Source organism: Alcaligenes parafaecalis, from assembly GCF_026344135.1.
GTDB lineage: Bacteria > Pseudomonadota > Gammaproteobacteria > Burkholderiales > Burkholderiaceae_B > Alcaligenes > Alcaligenes parafaecalis.
On sequence record NZ_JAPKNA010000007.1, the window covers coordinates 1 to 18,743 of the forward strand.

At 56.2% G+C, this 18,743-nt stretch carries 12 protein-coding genes; 4 read left to right on the forward strand and 8 right to left on the reverse strand.

Going from position 1 to position 18,743, the window contains the following annotated elements:
* Positions 1-771 precede the first annotated feature (771 nt).
* The 3 genes from OSH09_RS17480 to OSH09_RS17490 are packed head-to-tail and all read left to right on the forward strand — an operon-like array spanning position 772 to position 5,267.
* On the forward strand, positions 772-2,850 hold the full coding sequence (locus OSH09_RS17480) for a LamG-like jellyroll fold domain-containing protein (RefSeq protein WP_266121716.1): 2,079 nt from the start codon (positions 772-774) through the stop codon (positions 2,848-2,850).
* A 20-nt stretch (positions 2,851-2,870) separates the two neighbouring features.
* Entirely contained in the window at positions 2,871-3,068 is a 198-nt protein-coding gene (locus OSH09_RS17485) for a hypothetical protein (protein ID WP_266121717.1), read from the forward strand.
* Positions 3,069-3,089: 21 nt separating this feature from the next.
* Positions 3,090-5,267, forward strand: a complete 2,178-nt coding sequence (locus OSH09_RS17490) for a phosphocholine-specific phospholipase C (protein WP_266121718.1) — start codon at positions 3,090-3,092, stop codon at positions 5,265-5,267.
* A 145-nt stretch (positions 5,268-5,412) separates the two neighbouring features.
* Here the strand turns inward: OSH09_RS17490 and OSH09_RS17495 are convergent, their stop codons facing one another.
* The 5 genes from OSH09_RS17495 to OSH09_RS17515 form a co-directional block, all read right to left on the reverse strand.
* Positions 5,413-5,889, reverse strand: a complete 477-nt coding sequence (locus OSH09_RS17495) for a hypothetical protein (RefSeq protein WP_207875573.1) — start codon at positions 5,887-5,889, stop codon at positions 5,413-5,415.
* A gap of 24 nt (positions 5,890-5,913) precedes the next feature.
* Complete coding sequence (locus OSH09_RS17500) at positions 5,914-6,456, reverse strand: hypothetical protein (RefSeq protein ID WP_207875574.1); 543 nt, start codon at positions 6,454-6,456, stop codon at positions 5,914-5,916.
* A gap of 64 nt (positions 6,457-6,520) precedes the next feature.
* Entirely contained in the window at positions 6,521-7,294 is a 774-nt protein-coding gene (locus tag OSH09_RS17505; protein ID WP_266121719.1) for an OmpA family protein, read from the reverse strand.
* A gap of 74 nt (positions 7,295-7,368) precedes the next feature.
* On the reverse strand, positions 7,369-11,277 hold the full coding sequence (locus OSH09_RS17510) for a YadA-like family protein (RefSeq protein WP_266121720.1): 3,909 nt from the start codon (positions 11,275-11,277) through the stop codon (positions 7,369-7,371).
* A complete protein-coding gene (locus OSH09_RS17515; protein ID WP_266121721.1) occupies positions 11,274-12,476 on the reverse strand; it encodes an EAL domain-containing protein in 1,203 nt (400 codons plus the stop codon). Before OSH09_RS17515 ends, OSH09_RS17510 begins: the two co-directional genes overlap by 4 nt.
* 665 nt (positions 12,477-13,141) lie before the next feature.
* Here OSH09_RS17515 and OSH09_RS17520 point away from each other — a divergent pair.
* Complete coding sequence (locus OSH09_RS17520) at positions 13,142-13,705, forward strand: recombinase family protein (RefSeq protein ID WP_266121722.1); 564 nt, start codon at positions 13,142-13,144, stop codon at positions 13,703-13,705.
* A gap of 102 nt (positions 13,706-13,807) precedes the next feature.
* On the opposite strand, the gene gspF is transcribed toward OSH09_RS17520, so the two are convergent.
* From gspF to gspD, 3 genes are read right to left on the reverse strand one after another with little or no spacing between them, the layout of a single operon-like run.
* Positions 13,808-15,010, reverse strand: coding sequence for a type II secretion system inner membrane protein GspF (gene gspF / locus OSH09_RS17525; protein ID WP_266121723.1), 1,203 nt, complete (start codon positions 15,008-15,010; stop codon positions 13,808-13,810).
* A 14-nt stretch (positions 15,011-15,024) separates the two neighbouring features.
* Positions 15,025-16,443, reverse strand: coding sequence for a type II secretion system ATPase GspE (gene gspE, locus OSH09_RS17530; RefSeq protein WP_266121724.1), 1,419 nt, complete (start codon positions 16,441-16,443; stop codon positions 15,025-15,027).
* A complete protein-coding gene (gene gspD / locus OSH09_RS17535) occupies positions 16,440-18,734 on the reverse strand; it encodes a type II secretion system secretin GspD (RefSeq protein ID WP_266121725.1) in 2,295 nt (764 codons plus the stop codon). Before gspD ends, gspE begins: the two co-directional genes overlap by 4 nt.
* Between the last annotated feature and the right edge of the window lie 9 nt (positions 18,735-18,743).

Below are 18,743 nucleotides of genomic sequence, written 5' to 3' on the forward strand. Positions count from 1 at the left end.
TTGAAAACCCTCCTCCCGGACGGTTTTCAAAGCCAGCCCAAACAACAAGTTCCAGCCATCACGATTCAAAACAGCAGTCCGCACATACAAGAACTCCGGGCATCACTCTACGCCCCGTTGAGAGCTGCTCGGGGTGCAGGCACAGGGGGCGCAGGGCGAGTCAGACTACTTGCCGCGGTCGGAGTGTTAATCGGGGATGCAAGCGGCCTGCTGTTTGAGCCCGACGCTTGTGGTTTGTCCGGGGGACAAACCACCGGGCGAGTTCAGGCTGCGCCCCGATTGACACTCCGACAAGGGCACCGACGCGCAGCGTCGGCAAGTAGTCCGCCCCAGCCCCCTGTGCCTGCACCTCGAGCAGTGGCCTACGAAGAATGCCCTCCGGTAATCCTCCCCTCAGTTACCCCCATCAATCCCCCCGAGCCTGCACTCCACCTCAACCCAAACCCAAACCCAAACCCAACAACTTTGAACCTAAAACATAAAAAAATCGCTCAAATCCCGCCACTCCCCCCTCCCCGTAACAAACCATCCATCAAACCGCCACATCCCCGCCAGGCCGCAGCCAGCCAACGCTCCCCCTCCCCCTACTCCCCCGCTAATCAGCCCACCCCATAAAACACAATCCAATCATCGGCGGATTTAGCCATCCGTTCACAGGGCAGTCATACGCCCTTCCTACACTGCCCGCAGTCCTGATCCGATGCCGACTGAGCAGCCCACCCCCACGCACAGTCCGGCCTCTCTTTTTTCCTTCTCTCCACGAGTGGCTGTATGACCTTCACCTCCCGTCCCCAAAAATCCCACACCGTGCAGCGCCTGCAGCAAGCCGGGATCTCCCTGTCCCTGGCACTGCTGCTGACCGCCTGCGGCAGCGGCTCCGGTGGTAACGATGGCCCGGCAAACCCCGGCGTCGACCCCGAAACCCCTACCGTCGAACCCGGCGACAAACCCCAGGCACTGGGCGGCAAAAAAGCCCTGATCGTCACCCTTGACGGCCTGAGCTACGAAGCCCTGCTGCAAGCTCGCCAGGCAGGCCAACACCCCGCCCTGAAAAACCTGACCATCGCCCCCGCCCAAACCGGTGGCTATGTCGGCACCGCCAGCGAACAGCGCACCTTGCCACTGCCCGGCTGGGCCTCCCTGATCACCGGCGTCTGGGCAGACCAGCACGGCCTGCGCGGTGTCGGCCAGGAAGACACCAAACTCAATAGCCCCACCCTGGTCGCTCAAACCTCCAAACCCACCCAGGCCGCCCTGGCCTTGAGCAATGCCAACTACCGCACACTGTGGAGCCAGGACCTGCAAGAAGGCCGCATCATCGAAGCTGCCAACTGTACCGACTCCGATAGCTGTGTCAGCGAGCAAACACAAAAGTACCTGCAAGAAGGCAAATCCCTGATTCTGGCCCAGATCCAGGCCCCCGCCCGCGCTGCCACCCAAGGTGGCCTGGGCAGCCCGGCCTATCAACAAGCCGTACAGGAGTCCCTGGCCTCGCTGGACAAACTGTTTGCCCTGATCGACAAGCGCAAACAGGCAGACGCCTCGGAAGACTGGCTGATCATTCTGACCACCAGCTACGGCCTGGACGAATTCGGCGGCACCACTGGCTCCCAATTCAACCGCAACAAGACCAGCTTTATTGCCACCAATAAAACCCTGGCCTCCCTGCCCGCCGCCGACAGCCAAATCAGCAGCACCACAGACATGAACACCCTGGCCGCCGTCATCGACATCGCGCCTACCGTCTTGTCACACCTGGGCCTTCAAAACGAGCAATACCGCTTCCGCGGCTCGCCCTTGCAAGCCGAAACCCGTGTACGCAATCTGGCCTTCAACAAACCGGCCGACAAGAACATGGTGGACCTGAACTGGATCCTGCAAGGCGAGGCCTCGCAAGAAATCCAGGTGATGCGCGATGGCAAGCTGATCGCCACCCTGCCCGCCGGTACCACGCAGTACTCCGATCCTTTACCCGCTTCGGACACCGCCCAAACCTACTCCCTGTACTACTCGGTCCAGGTGGGCCAAGCCGCCTCGGCCCTGAAAGCAGACGTAGGCTACCAGCCGCCCCCCAAACTGGCTGACACCCTGAAAAACGGTCTGCGCAGCTACTACACCTTCAACGCGCAACCCTTTACCGACGCCAAAGGTGGCAGCAGCCTGCAAACCTCCACACCTGCCGTCCCAGCCGGTCAGTTGATTGCCGGTGACTTCCTGGACCCCAGCACCGCCAAAGGTGGTCTGCGCATCGTAGGCAGCAATGCCGACAACAACGGCAACCGAGGCTACCGCCTGTCCATGAGCCGCGACCTGTTCACCTTGAGCAGCGTGCAGCAACTGACCATCGGCTTTTGGCTACGCACGCCCAACAACTGTCAGGGTTACGGCGCTTCCATCATGGCCAACAAGAACTACGACTCGGGCAACAACCCCGGTTTTGCGCTGGGCCTGTTTAACGCCGGTGGTTGCGACATCCGCTTTAACACCGGCTACGGTGGCGGCCGCAACGAGAGCCAGGGCTACAACATCACCCCCGATGAATGGGCCTATGTGGCCGTCGTCATCGACAAGGCCGAAGGCAAGATGCTGGGCCACGTATTCGATCCCAAGAAAGGCGCCCAATTTGGTTCGGTTGCCCTGGAAGCACGCACGCTGCAAGCCCTGGGTGGCACCGGCACGGGCGAGCTGGGTTTGAACGAAGACGTTACCGGCCAGTACTACAAACGCTGGGGACGCAGCGACATCAATATGGACTTTGGCGAACTGGCCATGTGGGACCGTGCCCTGAGCACGGACGAACTGACCAGTATTTTTGAATCGCGCCAGCCTCTGTCCAGCCTCCAACCCTGATCGCCACGCAAGGACTTTTCATGACTCCCAAGAACGCTTCATTCACCTTTGAGCGCATAAAACGCGCATCCGTCCTGTTGATGTTCTGCGGCCTGCTGGCTGCTTGCAGCAGCGGTAGTGACAACGGTGGCTCGGACAACCCCGGCTCGCCCGAAGAGCCCACCGAGCCCGGCAAACCCACGCCAGAACCCGCGCCGCAACTGAAATGCGCCCCTTGATTGATTAAGAGATTAAGCACAATGACTTCACGCCGCACCTTCCTACGCAATATGACGGGCGCAAGCCTGGCTGCAGGTTCCCTGGCTGCTTTTCCTCCCAGCATCCGCAAAGCCCTGGCCATTCCCGCCAACAATAAAACAGGCACGATCAAAGACGTCGAGCACATTATTGTTCTGATGCAAGAGAACCGTTCGTTCGACCATTACTTCGGCACCTTGAAAGGTGTGCGCGGTTTTGGGGACCGCTTCACCATTCCGCTGCCCAATGGCCGCAACGTCTGGCAGCAGAACGTCAGCTCCACTGAAACAGTCATGCCCTACCACCTGGACAGCACCAAAGGCAATGCCCAGCGTGTCAACGGCACACCGCACTCCTGGTCCGACGGTCAGGCCGCCTGGGATCATGGCCGCATGGATTTCTGGCCCAAGCACAAGAACCGCCACTCCATGGGTTTCTACCGCGAAGCCGAAGTGCCGTTCCAGTTCGCCATGGCTAACGCCTTCACCCTGTGCGATGCCTACCACTGTTCGATGCACACCGGCACCAACTCCAACCGCATGTTCCTGTGGACCGGCACCAACGGCCCATCGGGCAGCGGCGAATGCACGGTAAACAACGCCTGGGACAGCCTAGGCCCGTCCTTGCTGGGTTACGAGTGGAAAACCTACCCCGAGCGTCTGGAAGAAGCCGGTATTAGCTGGAAGGTGTACCAGAACCTGCCTGACAACTTCACCGACAACTCGCTGGCGGGTTTCAAGCAATACCGCCGCGCCAACGAAAAGTCCCGCCATCCGCTGACTCACCCACCTTACGAGCCCTCGGACAATATCGACAACCCGCTGTACAAAGGCATTGCCAACACCATGCCCGATGGCGGTTTCTTCGGCCAACTGCGCAAGGACGTGGAAGAAGGCAATCTGCCCCAGATTTCCTGGGTGGTCGCTCCCGCCAACTACTCTGAGCACCCAGGCCCATCAAGCCCGGTGCAAGGTGGCTGGTATACCCAAGAACTGCTGGACGCGCTGACCGCCAACCCCGAGGTCTGGAGCAAGACCGTTCTGCTGGTCAACTTTGACGAGAACGACGGCTTCTTTGACCACGTGCCTTCGCCTTCTGTTCCGTCCATTGATCCGGCCACCGGCAAGTCGGCTGGCAAGACATCCTTGAGCGCAGAAGAACTCGCGTTTGAGTACTACAACTACCCCAGCCCCAAAGGTCTGCTGGGCCAGCCTCCCCGCGATGGCAAAGCCTTCGGGCCGGGTGTGCGTGTTCCCATGTACGTAATCTCCCCCTGGAGCCGAGGCGGCTGGGTGAACTCCCAGGTGTTTGACCACACTTCGGTCATCCGCTTCATGGAAGAGCGCTTTGGTGTGATGGAGCCCAACATCAGCCCCTACCGCCGTGCCGTCTGCGGTGACCTGACCACCGCCTTCAACTTTACCAGTCCGAACAACGAACCACTGCCTACGCTGAACGGCCGTCGCAGCCGTCAAGACGCCGACTCCATCCGCAGCGCCCAGGAACGTCTGGCTCAAGTGCCGCAACCCGTGGACAACCAGCGCATTCCCGTGCAGCAAACCGGCGTGCGTCCATCGCGAGCCCTGCCATACGAACTGCACGTCAGCGCCCGTTGCGACAGCGAAAAAGGCGTCCAACTGCTGTTCTCCAACACGGGTAAAGCAGCCGCTGTTTTCCACGTTTACGACAAGCTGAACCTGGACCGTATCCCCCGCCGCTACATGGTCGCTCCTGACCAGATTCTGGACGATGTCTGGGACGTACAAGCCGATAACCTGGGTCACTACGACCTGTGGGTACTAGGACCGAACGGCTTTCACCGTCACTTCCGTGGCGATGTCAGCGTGCTGAGCCAAGCCGAAGCCGCCCGTCCCGAAATCCGCGTCTGCTACGAGGTGTCCAAGGGTGATATCTATCTGGAAATGATGAACGGTGGTCAGTCCGCCTGTACTTTCACCATCCAGTCCATGGCCTACCGCGAAGACGGCCCATGGGAAGTCACGGTTGAACCGGGCAAGCAATCCAAGCAATCCTGGACCCTGAAGTCCAGCGGCCACTGGTACGACTTTGTCGTGCGCAGCAACAGCGACCCGAGCTACTACCGTCGCTTTGCTGGCCGAGTGGAGTTTGGTGAGCACGGCGTCAGCGATCCAGCCCTGGGGATCCCCGCCTACCTGTAAGTGTTAAACGCCCTAGCTCTATAGTTTCACCGTCTGACTATGTGTGCGTGCGCACCACGCACACTTTTTACCCCGATGTCCGCATTTGGCATCGGGGCTTTTTTTTACTGACGTGAAACGTGAATGTCTGCTCTTCCCGGTACGTCTAGCGGGAAAAGCGCGACCTCAGGTTCAAACCAATGTAGTGCCTTCTACGTTGCCTCTTCCTTTTCATCGCGACTCTCTCATCATTGATGGGAGCCGCTGGCTGGGTACTTCCCAACTCAATCACGGTTCTTAACACAGTGGAGTACGCACTACGGGCAGGTAAACAGCTTTCTGCCCCCGCATACAAAGCACGCTCACAGGACAGTGGGGATTCATCAGCCAGAAAAAGGATGGCGACATTATCCAACTGACGCATCGCCGAGATCACGTCATAGACATCAAACGCGCTCTCGCCCTCCCCATCAATAATCAGAATGCGCAGGCGCTTTCCGAGCATGGCAAGGTCCGTAGGGCTGGTTGCTACCGTCGTGCACACCCCTGAGCCAGCCAGATAATCATGCAGGGCCAGCATATCGCCCACACGCGATGATGCAGGCTGTGCAATCAGGAGAAAAACCACATCAAAATCATACATAGGGCGCGATACGCAGTCCTGTTATCACTGACCACCCTGCATCAATTTAATAATGGCCTGTGTATGCTGGGCATTCTGGGTTCCGATCAGCAAACGTCCGTCGGAAATCGTTTCACTGATACGGGCCACGCTGACCAACTGCCCTTGCACGCTTAAAAGAAGATAGTGACCTTGCGCCTGAGCCGTGACGCTGCGCAGCTTGGTAATGCCGTTCTGATTCATCTCCAGCAAAAGAAACGTACCTTGATCTTGTGCCGTCACCGGGGTGACACGATGCAGATCGGCTTGCGTCAACACCGGCTGAGGCAGCGCATACAGAGAGGTTCCCCCCACATCCACCGCAACCAAGGGCGCTTCCGCTTTTTCCTGCGCCAGATGCAGGGTAATCACGGCTGAAGATTGATTACGAGCAGCCGTTGCCGGGCTGGCATTCGTCGACACCGCCGAGCTTTGCATGGCAGGCGGAGCAGGATCGACCGGTTCGGGGATACGACGAGGTGCCGTTTGCTGACACGCCGCCAAGCCGCCTGCCAGAACCAGCACAGCTAATTTGTGCAGAATATTCATTGTTATCTCGGTACATGGCGCGCACCCAGCCTGGCCAGGTGCGCGCGCTGTTGCTGCATCCAACTTAGCGTTGGCCTTGAACTGCAATATCAACCCGACGATTCGGTGCCAGGCAGGCAATCAAATCACGGCGATTGTGCTGATCACACTGCACCAGAGGTCGGTCCTGACCAAAGCCTTGCGTCACAATCGCGGCGGCTGGAATGCCTTGTGCCGACAAGGCCTGCCGCACTGTCTCGGCACGCTGCTGCGACAAGCGTTGATTGGATGCCGCATTCCCGATCCGATCGGTATGACCAGAGACCGTCACCTGTTCGATGTCAGACATTTGCTTTAGCTGACCGGCAATATCGCGAATTGTCGCCACGCCTGCGCTGGTCAAGGTCGCACTGCCAAATGCAAAAGCCACATCCCCGGAAAGCGAGAATGGCTGAATCGTCGCCATTTTGGGCGTCGCATCCAGAACAGCAGCACAATCGCTGGGCTTCCAATAGAAGCTGCGACCCAGCTTGTCCTGATCAAACAGCACCTTGAACTGACAAGTCTTGATGCCCTGTACCGTGTTGAAGTGAAACAGGTAATCCCACTCCCGAACCTTGAAGCCTTCAGCAAAGTGCGGGCGACCTAACAAGTCATAAAGCTGATCACGCGTCACACCTTCCCGAACCTGACGCAGATTGTCGATATTGGGATAAGAGCCCGTGTGAAAAGTCGCTTTGTCCACGTCAGGAAACACCGGGTTTTCTGTGTGACCATCCGAGTCCACCTGACTCAAGGTGCCGCAACCAGCAAGCACCAGACTGCCAAGCAAAGCAGCCCCAAACCAATTTTTTTTCATGATCTGAATTCCTTCAAAAGTGTGTGCTGTGCATCGGCGTCCATACGCCGATGCACCGTAGAGTCAGGGCTGGATTACCACTGGTAGCCAACACCCACTGCGCCGCCATAATCACCGCGCGAGGTGGTATTGCCCGAGAGCTTATAGACCCATTTACCGTTATCGGTAATGCCGGAGAAGCCAATAGCCATACCGGACTCTCCACGCCAGGTGCCACCGGCCATGGACATCATGTGTTTGCCCGGCAAATAAGCCTGAGGCAGCGACGCTGTTGCCATTGCGGCAGCCACACCTGCACTTAATCGGTTATCCAGACGATTGATATCGTGGCGAATATTGTTGATCTGGCCTTGCAGATTGCCCGCAACCTGATTCAACTGGCTCACGTTCACCGCATCGGTATCATTGATGCCCGCCGCCACATTGGTAATGTGCTTGCCGGACATATTGATGCCGTTCTCGTTGATGATCGGCCCACCGTTATTGATCTGAATTTCATCCGCGTGAACATTCACCGCCGTAATGGAATTGACCTTCAGATCCTGGGACACCGACACCTTGATATCAGCGCCAACGGTCTGGCCTGCACCATTGACCCGGTCCGTCTTGGAAATAACGATGTTGTCACCCTCAACAAAGCCCACCGTGTTGCCATTGTGGATAGGTGTACCGTCGCCGGAGCCATTGTTGCCGCCACCAGGGCCATTGCCGTTGCCGTTGCCATTGCCGTTGCCGTTGCCGTTGCCGTTGCCGTTGCCGTTGCCGTTGCCGTTGCCGTTGCCATTGTCATTGGAACCACCGGTATTGCCGTCTTCCTTGCCGGGAGCTGGCGCCTCCACATTCCAATGCATGCTGTCCAGAACATCTTTCAAGGATGAGTGCTGGCCACCGTTGTAGGCAAAGGAGCCGTTTCCATCCAGACCAATGAAGGACTCGATAGGCTGGAGCTGTCCGTAGTTCACGGCATCGGTCGGATTGCGACCAGCGGCAACATTGGTAATGCGCATATCACCCGCATTGATACCAGCCAGGGTAATGCTGGGGCCATTGTGAATGGTCAGGCCGGTATTACCCAGATGTACGTCATTGCCTACCGCAACACCTGCGTTGTTGATGACGGTATCGCCGGTCTTCAGGCTGCCATCAGCACCCAGATCGATGTCCTTGTTCAACTTGACTTCAAGCTGCCCATCATCATCGGTCCCGGTCTGTTCAACCGCGATGTTCTTATCCCCTAAAAACGTCACCTGGCCATATGGACCGATGTTGACGCTATTACCGTCAGCATCCGTCACGTTCCAGCCTGCATTGGCAACGTCTGAGACCTTTTTCAACTGCGACATATTTACAGCATCGGTGTCATCCTTACCAGCGGCCAGATTGGTAATCCTCTTGCCACCCATATTGATGCCGTCACCGTTGATGACTGGGCCATTGTTGATGGTAATGCTGTCCAGATCCTTCAGGTTCTTGGCTAACTGAATGCCCAAGCTACCATCGTCTTTCTGAACCACACCGATGTTGTCATCGCTAAGGGCATTCAGGTCAGCACCGCCAAACAGACCCAAGGTCTCGTTAAGCTTGCGCTCAACCACCTTGCCGTCATCCCCCACGAAGCGCAACCCGTCATTCAAGGTCGCCACTTCTTCGATGCTGCCATCGGACTTCTCGTAGACGAGGCGTGTCTTGCTCTTACCATCAACACCATCGTTACCGGCCAGACCCGGCGCCCCCTTCGCCACCGTCAGATCGGCACCTGCGCCGTCTTTACCGGTCATACCGATGGAGCCGTCCTTACCATTAATACCCACTCCAGGCTTACCATCTACACCGTCTTTACCCGGTGTCCCGTTTTCACCCAGGATAATGGTCTCCAGACCCGTAATGTCCTTGGACAAGGCAACACGAATCGCACTGTTGCCAGACGCATCCTGCTCAATCTGAGTCATGATGTTCTGACCAGCGTCAAACTTAGACCAATCGGTATTCGTCTGGGCACCAGCAACTGTAACGGTGGAGCCCAACTTGGAGGCCAATGGACCACCAGCATTAGCACTGAACTTCAAGCCCTTATCAGTCAGGGCACCACTTACTTGAACCAGTTGATCTTCCGTTGCAGCTTGACCGCTAGTAAAGTTGTTTAGATCAAAGGTCTTGTTGGTTAATCCGCCAATCGTACCGGTATCACCATTAATCACGACAGAGTTCTTACTACCAACCGTCACCTTGTCGCCCGCAATCACCGTCGTACCGGCATCATCCTTCACGTTGATATTGCCTGCACCCACAGTGCTGCTGTTGCTACCGTCAGCCACCTTGAAGCCATCATTATTCATTACGGCATGACCAGTAGTCACGCTAGTAAGGTCTAGATTTTCTTGGGTCTTTACTGTAAAAATTGCCTGACCTTCGGTGCCTTTTGACTCCTCTACACCGATATTCTTACCTGCTTTAACAACAGTGCGAGCGGCCAAAAGGGCATCACCAACATTATTGTAATTATTGCCACCAATATTATAAGTGGGATTGCTAACCCCCCCTGTCTTCGGATCATAGGTTGAACCACCGCCTAGGTTTTCAGCAAAATCACCACCAGTTTTATCGGTAATTGCTTTATGCATCTTCAGCTGAGATACATTTACTGCATCAGTGTCTGCACCACCAGCTGCTACATTTTGCAAACGCCTTTCTTTACCTGCACCTCCAACAACGCTGCCCACACCATTACCAATAGAAACGGCGCCCGTAGCGATTGCACCAGCAGCCCCGGACTTATACAAAAAGGCCTCGTGAGTTGTATAGTCATTGGTGGTAGATTCTGTACCGATTGCAATGCTGTTTTTATGATTCACCGAAGATTTTGAACCGAGTGCGACACTATCAGCAAATTTAGCTTTAGCACCAACACCAACTGCAATCGAGTTGTTTTGATAAGCTTCTGACAAGCTACCTAAAGCCAATGCATTTACACCAAGAGCTTTAGCGTTTGGCCCCATGGCAAAAGAACGATCACCCTGACCTTGGGAATACGCACCTAAAGCAAACGCATCCTTACCAGAGGCATTAGAAGTTGCACCCGAAGCAAAAGTATTCTCACCTGTTGCTTTTGCCTGATAGCCCATTGCTGTCGAATTTAAACCGCTTGCTTCAGCATGAGCACCAATTGCTAGCGAATAATTACTCTTGGCATTCGCGGCTGCCCCAAAAGCTATGGCGTCTTGCCCTGTCGCTAGAGTCTGCTCACCCTTCATGTAAACAGTGCCATTTTGGGTTCCCGTACTACCTGCTCTATCAATGTCTGCAGCACCAATAGCGATAGAACGCTTACCGGTAGCTGTTGCTGAGTGTCCTACCGCAAGAGATCCAAGTCCAGTTGCTGCAGCGACGTTACCAATTGCTTGTGCAAAATCTGCCGTAGCAGCAGTCTGACGCCCCAGCGCTAACGCAGCATTACCAGTAGCCAATGCTGTGGGGCCGATTGCCAACGATGCAACATTTTGTGCTTTTGCTTGCGAACCAATAGCGATTGCAAATTGAAGCCCGTCATTCGCTGCTCGAGCGCCAGTTCCTAAAGCGATAGAACCTCTTTTAGCTTTAGCGCCTTTTCCTATAGCAACAGACTCATAGTATCCGGTTGTATCTATGTTTTTATTGTATGGATTTTCTCTATCAAAAAAAAATGCATTTAAATCATCTTTATCATCAGCTAAAGCGTTGCAACCAATAGCAATTGAATTATTCTTGCCTGCGTTAGCTTTAGCGTCGCCCGTACACTTCGAAATAGCAGTCCCAGCGCCCGTGCCACCGCCAATGCCAGTGGCCGCCCAAGAGCTGCCCATGGCCAGCGCACCGGTCGCCAATACCGCGCCCGCTACCGCCGCCTTGACCGAGCCAGACCGCTTGCTCCTGGCCCTTTTGTGTTCAGAAACGGCAACAAATGTTCCCGTTTGCTCATTCCAGATGGTTTTATAGACGTGATTCATCTCTGTTCCTGATCCTTTAAGGAATAACTGTTGAGTGCAAAGTTGGGGTGTGTGGGGTTTAAACTGTCTCGAACGAACAAGGGTTCCGCCCCTTCCCATGGGGGGTGAACACAAGGAGATGCGATTAGGTAGCCCTGGACGGCGTGCACACCGGCATCAACGCTCAACTGGAAATCCAGCTCCGTTTCAATGCCTTCTGCGATGACGTATTGGCTGATGCTGCAAGAGGTCTGAACCCAGGCGTTCAGGGCAGCGACACCGTCCTCGTGCCGTGCTTGATTCACCAGGGACTTATCGATTTTTATGACGTGAGGACGGATCTGACGGGCCAGATCCAAGGTGTTGAATCCGGCTCCAATATCATCAATGGCGACTTTGCAGCCCACGCTGCGCAAGGAGCAAAGCAGCTTGACTGCGGCCTCTTGGTCAAAGACGCGGGCCGTCTCCGTGATTTCCAAAGTCAGACGACTGGCTAACTGCGGAACATTGCCCAGCCCTGCAATCAACAACCGCCACCACGGCCCGTGCTGCAAGGACAAGGGAGAAATATTGCAGGCCAGGTGTATGTCCGGATAACGCTCCAGTAGCTGCAACACCGACCAAAGGACACTGGCATCAAGACGTTCCGTAATATGCAAGCGCTCAATCGCCTGCACAACGGGGGCACACGAGGCTGACTGGAAGCCTGAGTCGTCATCGTCCCAGCGCAACAGGACTTCGTAATACAGAACTTTTTCTCGGTTCTGGACAAATACAACGGGTTGAAATGACAGAGCAATCTTGCCGTCTTGCATATCTGCAAAGAAACGGGTTACCAGAGCCATGTCTTGTCGCGTCTGTTCGCAGTCCTGCGACTTGAGCTCGGAAAAGGCAATCGTGCTTGCCAGCGAGCGCAGATGAGGAAGGCAAGCCGGCTGGTCGACGGATGCTTCCACCCAGGCCAGTACCACATTCACAAGGATGCGCTCAGCGCCACACCTGACAGGCTCATAGCACAGGGCCGCCTTGCATCGCTCGAGGAACAAGTCCCTGTCAAACTGGGTAGGCAAGCGGCAATCCGTCAAGCCAATCAGCACAGCATGATCAAGTACCAGAATGTCGCCACGCGTTACGCCATAAGGACGCAGACGCTCCTGGATGGCAGACAAAAGGGCTTGTCGAAACAAACGCGCATCGTACGCTTGCGCTAGAGACTGCACGCTTCGCAGTCCTAACAGCAGATAGCTGCATGAAGGGGCAACTTGCTGCAACCAGAAAGACAAAGACTCTACCGATTGGACGCCCATTACGCGCCTCGCATCGCTGGTCGGCACTCTGGACGCTGAGCCTGAATCAGCGTCTTACTTTCAACCGGGTCACAGTCAAAAAGCCTCCTTTATGTCAACATCCAATTCATAACAAATCGGCATTTCTATATGTGTAAATTACGCTGAAAAGGATCATTTCGATGCGCTATTCGGTTGGGACTAAAAGGAGGCTTCTTGTCAAAATCTCAAGCCTATTCATGCCTTTTCTTAACCATTGTTAACGCTTGCCTATGGCGGGCTGCAACGTTCTTCAGAAAGTGCATCGACCCAGACCTGCTGCGAGTTGACACATATGTCGCAGTCGCTAACACTTACTCAGTATCTGCATCAGAAACAAAGCGTTCATAAAAATTACGTAATAGTTTTTATTGCAGTACGAGCGACCTCAATCGCCGTTTACGTGGCAGCAGGTTTGCATATAGTTAGTAAAACTTGACATCGTGTGGCCAAAACTCCACTAGACCATCTTGAATTTACTGACGTCGATTGCACTGAGATGTAGTCGAAGGGGGGGGAAGGAGAAGGAGGCCACGCCTTGCGCTAGGAAGATGGGCATTATGAGCAAGAAATATGGGTATGCACGCGTTTCAACACAGGACCAGAATCTGGACCTGCAGATCGCGGCGCTAAAAAAGGTGGATTGTGATAATATTTATACAGATAGAGGAATATCCGGTTCTAAAACAACAAGACCAGGATTGAATAACCTGCTGCAAAAATTGAAATCGGGCGACACTCTTATTGTTTGGCGTCTGGACAGACTAGGCAGATCACTACGTTATCTGGTCGATACGATCGATCGTTTAGGCAAAGAAAATATCCATTTCATTTCCTTGACGGAAAATATAGACACCACGACATCGGGCGGCAGATTGCTTTTTCATATGATGGCCGCCCTGGCCGAATTTGAACGATCGCTTATCAGCGAACGTACTCGTGCAGGAATGGCGGCTGCACGCGCCAATGGCAGGCCGCTAGGCAGACGCCCAGCCTTATCGCCAGCCCAACATAAAGAAGCTCTTATTGCGCTGACCAATCAGATTCCGCTGGAAATCGTTGCGGAAAAATATGACGTACACCCCAGGACAATACGCCGTATCAAAGCCATGTCCTCATCATAGCCAGGACAGTGCAGGAAACTTGAAAAGTAGCAAGCATTGCCGCCAAACACCAATCTGGCGGCAATACTCTGCGTAGAAAGCAAGCAGGAACACTACCGCCTTTTACTGCACCAGCTGATTCATCTCAATAATCGGCAACATCACGGCCAGCACAATCAGCAGCACCAAACCACCCATCAGCAGAATCATCAAGGGTTCCAGCAAGGCAGTCATGGTTAGTGCTTTACGTTCCAGTTCAGTCGACAAAGTTGTCGCCGCACGGTCCAGCATGGGAGCCAGCTCGCCGGTTTTTTCCCCACTGGCAATCAGTTGTACTAATAGTGGTGGGAACAAGGCGCTGCGTTGCAGCGCGCTGGCTAAAGGCAAGCCTTCACGCACACGAATGGCTGCCTGGTTCACGGCATCGCGCAAGGCCAGATTGGATACAGTACGTCCGGCGGCTTCCAGAGCGGTCAGCAAGGCGACATTGCTACCGGCCAGAATCGCCAAGGTCGCCGCAAAACGAGCGGTATCCACGCCCAGCAGATAGCCTCCCAGAACAGGCACACCTAACAAGCGTCGATGAAACGCCAGCTTCAAGGCCGGTTGTCGCAGCAGAAAAGCGACCAGCACGGCGATCAGCACCAACACAATAAACAGCACCAGCCCCCATTCACGCAGCAAATCGCTGGCGCTGATCATGACGCGAGTCAACATGGGCAGTTGCTGCTTGGCCTGGGTAAAAGCTCCCACCACTTGCGGGACCACATAGCTCAGCAAGAACACCACCATCGCTACCGAGATCAGGCTGACGATGGCGGGATAGATGAAGGCCGTCAGCACCTTGCCCCGCAAGGCCCCACTGTCTTCGATAAAGCTGGCCAACCTGTCCAGCACTTGCTCCAGCTCGCCCGATTGCTCCCCGGCACGGACCAATGCCCGGTAGATTTCCGGGAAGTCGCGCGGGTGATTGGCCAGGGCATCGCTCAAGCTTTGGCCTGCGCGGATATCGGCACGTAAAGCCGCCAGAAGTTGCACCAGGGGGCGACGTGTGGCTTGTTCGATCACCACGCCCAGGCTGGCTTCCAGAGACAATCCGGCTGCCACCAAACTGGCTAATTGACGTGTCAGCCAGGACAACTCGGTACGGCGCAAACCCACGCTGCGGGCACGGGCCGCAGCCCGGCTGCGTCCGGCTTTCAGGGAAACGGTCAGCAGGCCTCGGGCCAATAATTGCTGGCGCGCCAGTCGTTCACTATCGGCCTCCAGCACGCCACGCTCGCTACGCCCGGCCTGGTCTACTGCTTCATAGTGATAGGTACCCATCTTGTGCTGCCCGCCTATAACTCGCGCGTCACGCGCAAGACTTCTTCAGTGGTGCTGATGCCCTGCTCCACCCAGCGCTGGGCGTCTTCTCGCAAGCTGCGCATACCCGATTCGCGGGCGGCCTGGCGCAAGGCGGGCTCCGCCCCCGCTGCATTCAACAAGTGTTGAGCACGTTCATCGATCCGATAGAGCTCATGAATGCCGGTACGGCCCTGATAACCGGTATGGGCACAGTGCTCGCAGCCATGCGGGCTGGCATGATACTGACCATGCTCGGCAGGCACACGGCAATGTCGGCATAGCTTGCGGATCAAACGCTGGGCCAGGACCCCACGCAAGGTCGAAGCCAGCAAGAAAGGCTCCACCCCCATATCCACCAAGCGTGTCGCGGCCGAGACTGCATCGTTGGTGTGCAAAGTCGCCAGGACCAGGTGACCCGTCAAGGATGCCTGCACGGCAATCTGCGCCGTTTCCAGGTCACGGATTTCCCCAATCATGATGATGTCCGGGTCTTGCCGCAAAATGGCACGCAAGGCTCGCGAAAAACTCAACTCAATCCGGGGATTCACCTGCGTCTGGCCCACGCCCGGCAGGTCATATTCAATGGGGTCTTCAACCGTCAGCACATTGCTGCGCGCCGTATCGACCCGGCCCAGTGCGGCGTACAAGGTGGTGGTCTTGCCGCTACCAGTAGGGCCGGTGACCAGCACAATGCCGTGCGGTTGATGAATCAGCTCATCCAACTGCGCCAGAATATCTGGCGCCATGCCCAGGCGCTCCAGCTCCAATTGCCCGGCTGACTTGTCCAGCAAACGCATCACCGCCCGTTCGCCGTGTCCGGTGGGCAAAATTGATACGCGTAGATCCAGGGCCCGCCCCCCTACTTTCAAGGCAATACGGCCATCTTGCGGCAAGCGTTTTTCAGCAATATCCAAGCTGGCCATAATCTTGATACGCGAGACCAGGGCACCGTGCAAAGCACGCCGTGGGCTGACAATATCGCGCAAACGGCCATCCACGCGGTAACGCACAACGGAATGGGTTTCATAAGGTTCCAAGTGAATATCACTGGCCCCATCGCGCACTGCCTGAGTGAACAAGGCATTGATCATGCGGATCACCGGCGCATCGTCCTGGTTTTCCAGCAAATCAGTGACGGCGGGCAGCTCCTGCATCAGGCGATCCAGGTCTACCTCGTTGGCTGCCGCATCCACCACACTGGCGGCATCATCGCCCTGCGCGTAACTGGCATCAATCAAGGTATCCAGTTCCGCGTCCAGTATTTGCCGCTCCTGCAATTCAGGATAGCGCCGCCGCAGTTCCACCAAAGCCCAATCCGGTGTTCGCTCGCTAATCACCAGCGAACCCACCCCTTGCTGTTGCGTCAGCACGGCCCGGTGCTGGCGTGCCCAGGAGTACGGCAAACGGGTCATAGGCTCTCTCGCAAGTCCACGGCACCACTGCTTGGCGGCAGAACCATGTGCCCTGCATCCGGGTGGAACCAGGTGGAGCGATCCGGCAAGCCCGTCTGTACAGCGCGCATATAGTTGTAGCGGTCCAGAGACAAGCTCTGGCTGTCTTGAGCGTTACGCACGATATGAGGGCGCAAAAACACCATCAGATTGGTTTTGGTGCGCTTGCGTTTTTCGTACTTGAACAGGTTACCCACCAGCGGAATATCGCCCAGCAAGGGAACGGACTGCGTGCCGTCCTCAATCGAATCTTCCAGCAAACCGCCCAGCACAATGATCTGGCCGTCATCCACCAGCACATTGGTGCTGAGCGCACGTTTGCGCGTGACGGGCGAGTTGGCCGATACGGACATGGCGGTATCAATACTGCTGACCTCCTGGTACAGCGCCATCTTGACGGTGCCGCCCTCCGAGATCTGCGGACGCACTTTCAAGGTCAGGCCTACATCTTCACGCTGAATGGTCTGGAAAGGATTGCTGGCCCCATCGCCGGTGGTGGTGTATTGGCCCGTCACAAACGGAACGGTACGGCCCACCATAATGCTGGCCTCTTCGTTATCCAGCGTCATCAGATTCGGAGTGGACAGAATGTTGGTGCCACCCTGACGTTCCAGCGCACGCGCCAGCACACCCAGGTTGACGACCTGCTGGCCCAGCACATTCACCGTGCCTTTCACTACACCCAGGCTCAAGCCTGCCGCCAGCGAATCCAGTGTGGTCGCCCCGGCCTTGGTGATACCACTGCCGCCCAGATTGGCACCACCTACAAAGCCCGAGCCGTCGGCAATATTGCCGCCCCCGGTCATCCACTGGATGCCGAACTCGGCCGCATTTTCTGCGTTCACTTCCACAATCAGACTTTCCACCAGAACCTGAGCGCGACGTTGGTCCAGTTGATCAATCACTTCACGCAGGCTACGGTACACCGGATCAGGTGCCGAAATAATCAGCGTATTGGTGGACGGATCGGCCTGCACCGTGGCACCGCCTGCACTGAACGCCACAGTTCCACTCGCATTGTTCACAGCACTCAAACCCGCTTCACCTTGTGGCTGGGCTGGGGTCGCTGCTGTATTCATAGCCTTGGCACCACCTGCCATGCCGGTACTCGGTGTTGGCGCCAGACTATTACTTTTCTGCTGTGTCCCGGTAGAGGACGTCCCCGAGCCGGATTGCCCAGTCAAGGCCGCGCGCAACACTTCAGCCAACTGCACAGCCTGAGCATTACGCAGATAAACCACATGCAAATTGCCCTTATTGCTCTCCGGGCTGTCGATGCGTCGGATCAGATCACGCGCCAGATCCAGACGAGCCGGACTGCCTGCCCGCACCAATACAGAATTGCTGCGCGGGTCGGCCACGACGGTAATGCGTTGCGCTACATCATTGCCGGGCGTATCCAGCATTTGCGAGGCCAAGGCCGCCACATCCAGCGCCACACCATAGTCAATCGGGATGATGTCGGTGTTCAAACCGGCAGGGGTATCGATCCCGGCAATCACCTGCGCAATACGATCCAGATTGTCGCCGTAGTCCGTGACAACCAAGGTGTTATTGGAGGGATAGGCATTGATAGGATTGTTGGGCGAAATCATGGGCCGCAACACAGGCACCAGGGCTGTGGCGTTTTCATAGCGCAAGGTAAAGACACGGGTCTCCAGCTCGCCACTGCCGCTGGCTCCCGCCCCGGCGGCCCGCACTGCACCGCCTTGCTGACGGGCCTCGGCTTCAGGCACCACGCGGCTGACCTTGCCATTACGAAGCACGGCAAAACCTTGCATGCGCAACGCAGACAGCAGCATTTCATAGGCTGTGCGTGCATCTACGGGGACTTCAGACACCAGGGTCAACTGGCCTTTCACACGCGGGTCCACGATGAAGTTCTGCCCGGTGAAACGCGCCAGGGCCGCCACCACGCCATCCAGCTCGGCATCCACAAAATTCAGGGTAATGTCATTGCCTTGCGGGAACTGAGCCGGGTCAGGCAAATCGATCGGGGCCGCGCTGCCTCCTACCCGCTGCGGAACCCGACGGGTAACAGCAGGCGAAGGCGTATTGCTGGTAGCAAAGCGCGGATCACTCTGGCTGCTGCTGATCGGTGCCTTGCCTACGGAGGCAAAAAAAGAAGAAGGATCCGGGCCAGGATCAGGTTTCTGACCATTGCTGGCACAGGCGCTCAACAGCACGGCCGCACCCAGGCTTAAAAGGAAGCGAGGCTGCAATCCAGGAAGTCGTTTAGTCAAGGTACTCATAGTCAAAAT

Bases quoted from the DNA above. Each gene is read 5' to 3' on its own strand.
- OSH09_RS17495 (WP_207875573.1), bottom strand. From the start codon at position 5,889: ATGTATGATTTTGATGTGGTTTTTCTCCTGATTGCACAGCCTGCATCA.
- OSH09_RS17510 (WP_266121720.1), bottom strand. From the start codon at position 11,277: ATGAATCACGTCTATAAAACCATCTGGAATGAGCAAACGGGAACATTT.
- gspD (WP_266121725.1), bottom strand. From the start codon at position 18,734: ATGAGTACCTTGACTAAACGACTTCCTGGATTGCAGCCTCGCTTCCTT.
- gspF (WP_266121723.1), bottom strand. From the start codon at position 15,010: ATGGGTACCTATCACTATGAAGCAGTAGACCAGGCCGGGCGTAGCGAG.
- OSH09_RS17520 (WP_266121722.1), top strand. From the start codon at position 13,142: ATGAGCAAGAAATATGGGTATGCACGCGTTTCAACACAGGACCAGAAT.
- OSH09_RS17500 (WP_207875574.1), bottom strand. From the start codon at position 6,456: ATGAATATTCTGCACAAATTAGCTGTGCTGGTTCTGGCAGGCGGCTTG.
- gspE (WP_266121724.1), bottom strand. From the start codon at position 16,443: ATGACCCGTTTGCCGTACTCCTGGGCACGCCAGCACCGGGCCGTGCTG.
- OSH09_RS17490 (WP_266121718.1), top strand. From the start codon at position 3,090: ATGACTTCACGCCGCACCTTCCTACGCAATATGACGGGCGCAAGCCTG.
- OSH09_RS17485 (WP_266121717.1), top strand. From the start codon at position 2,871: ATGACTCCCAAGAACGCTTCATTCACCTTTGAGCGCATAAAACGCGCA.
- OSH09_RS17480 (WP_266121716.1), top strand. From the start codon at position 772: ATGACCTTCACCTCCCGTCCCCAAAAATCCCACACCGTGCAGCGCCTG.
- OSH09_RS17505 (WP_266121719.1), bottom strand. From the start codon at position 7,294: ATGAAAAAAAATTGGTTTGGGGCTGCTTTGCTTGGCAGTCTGGTGCTT.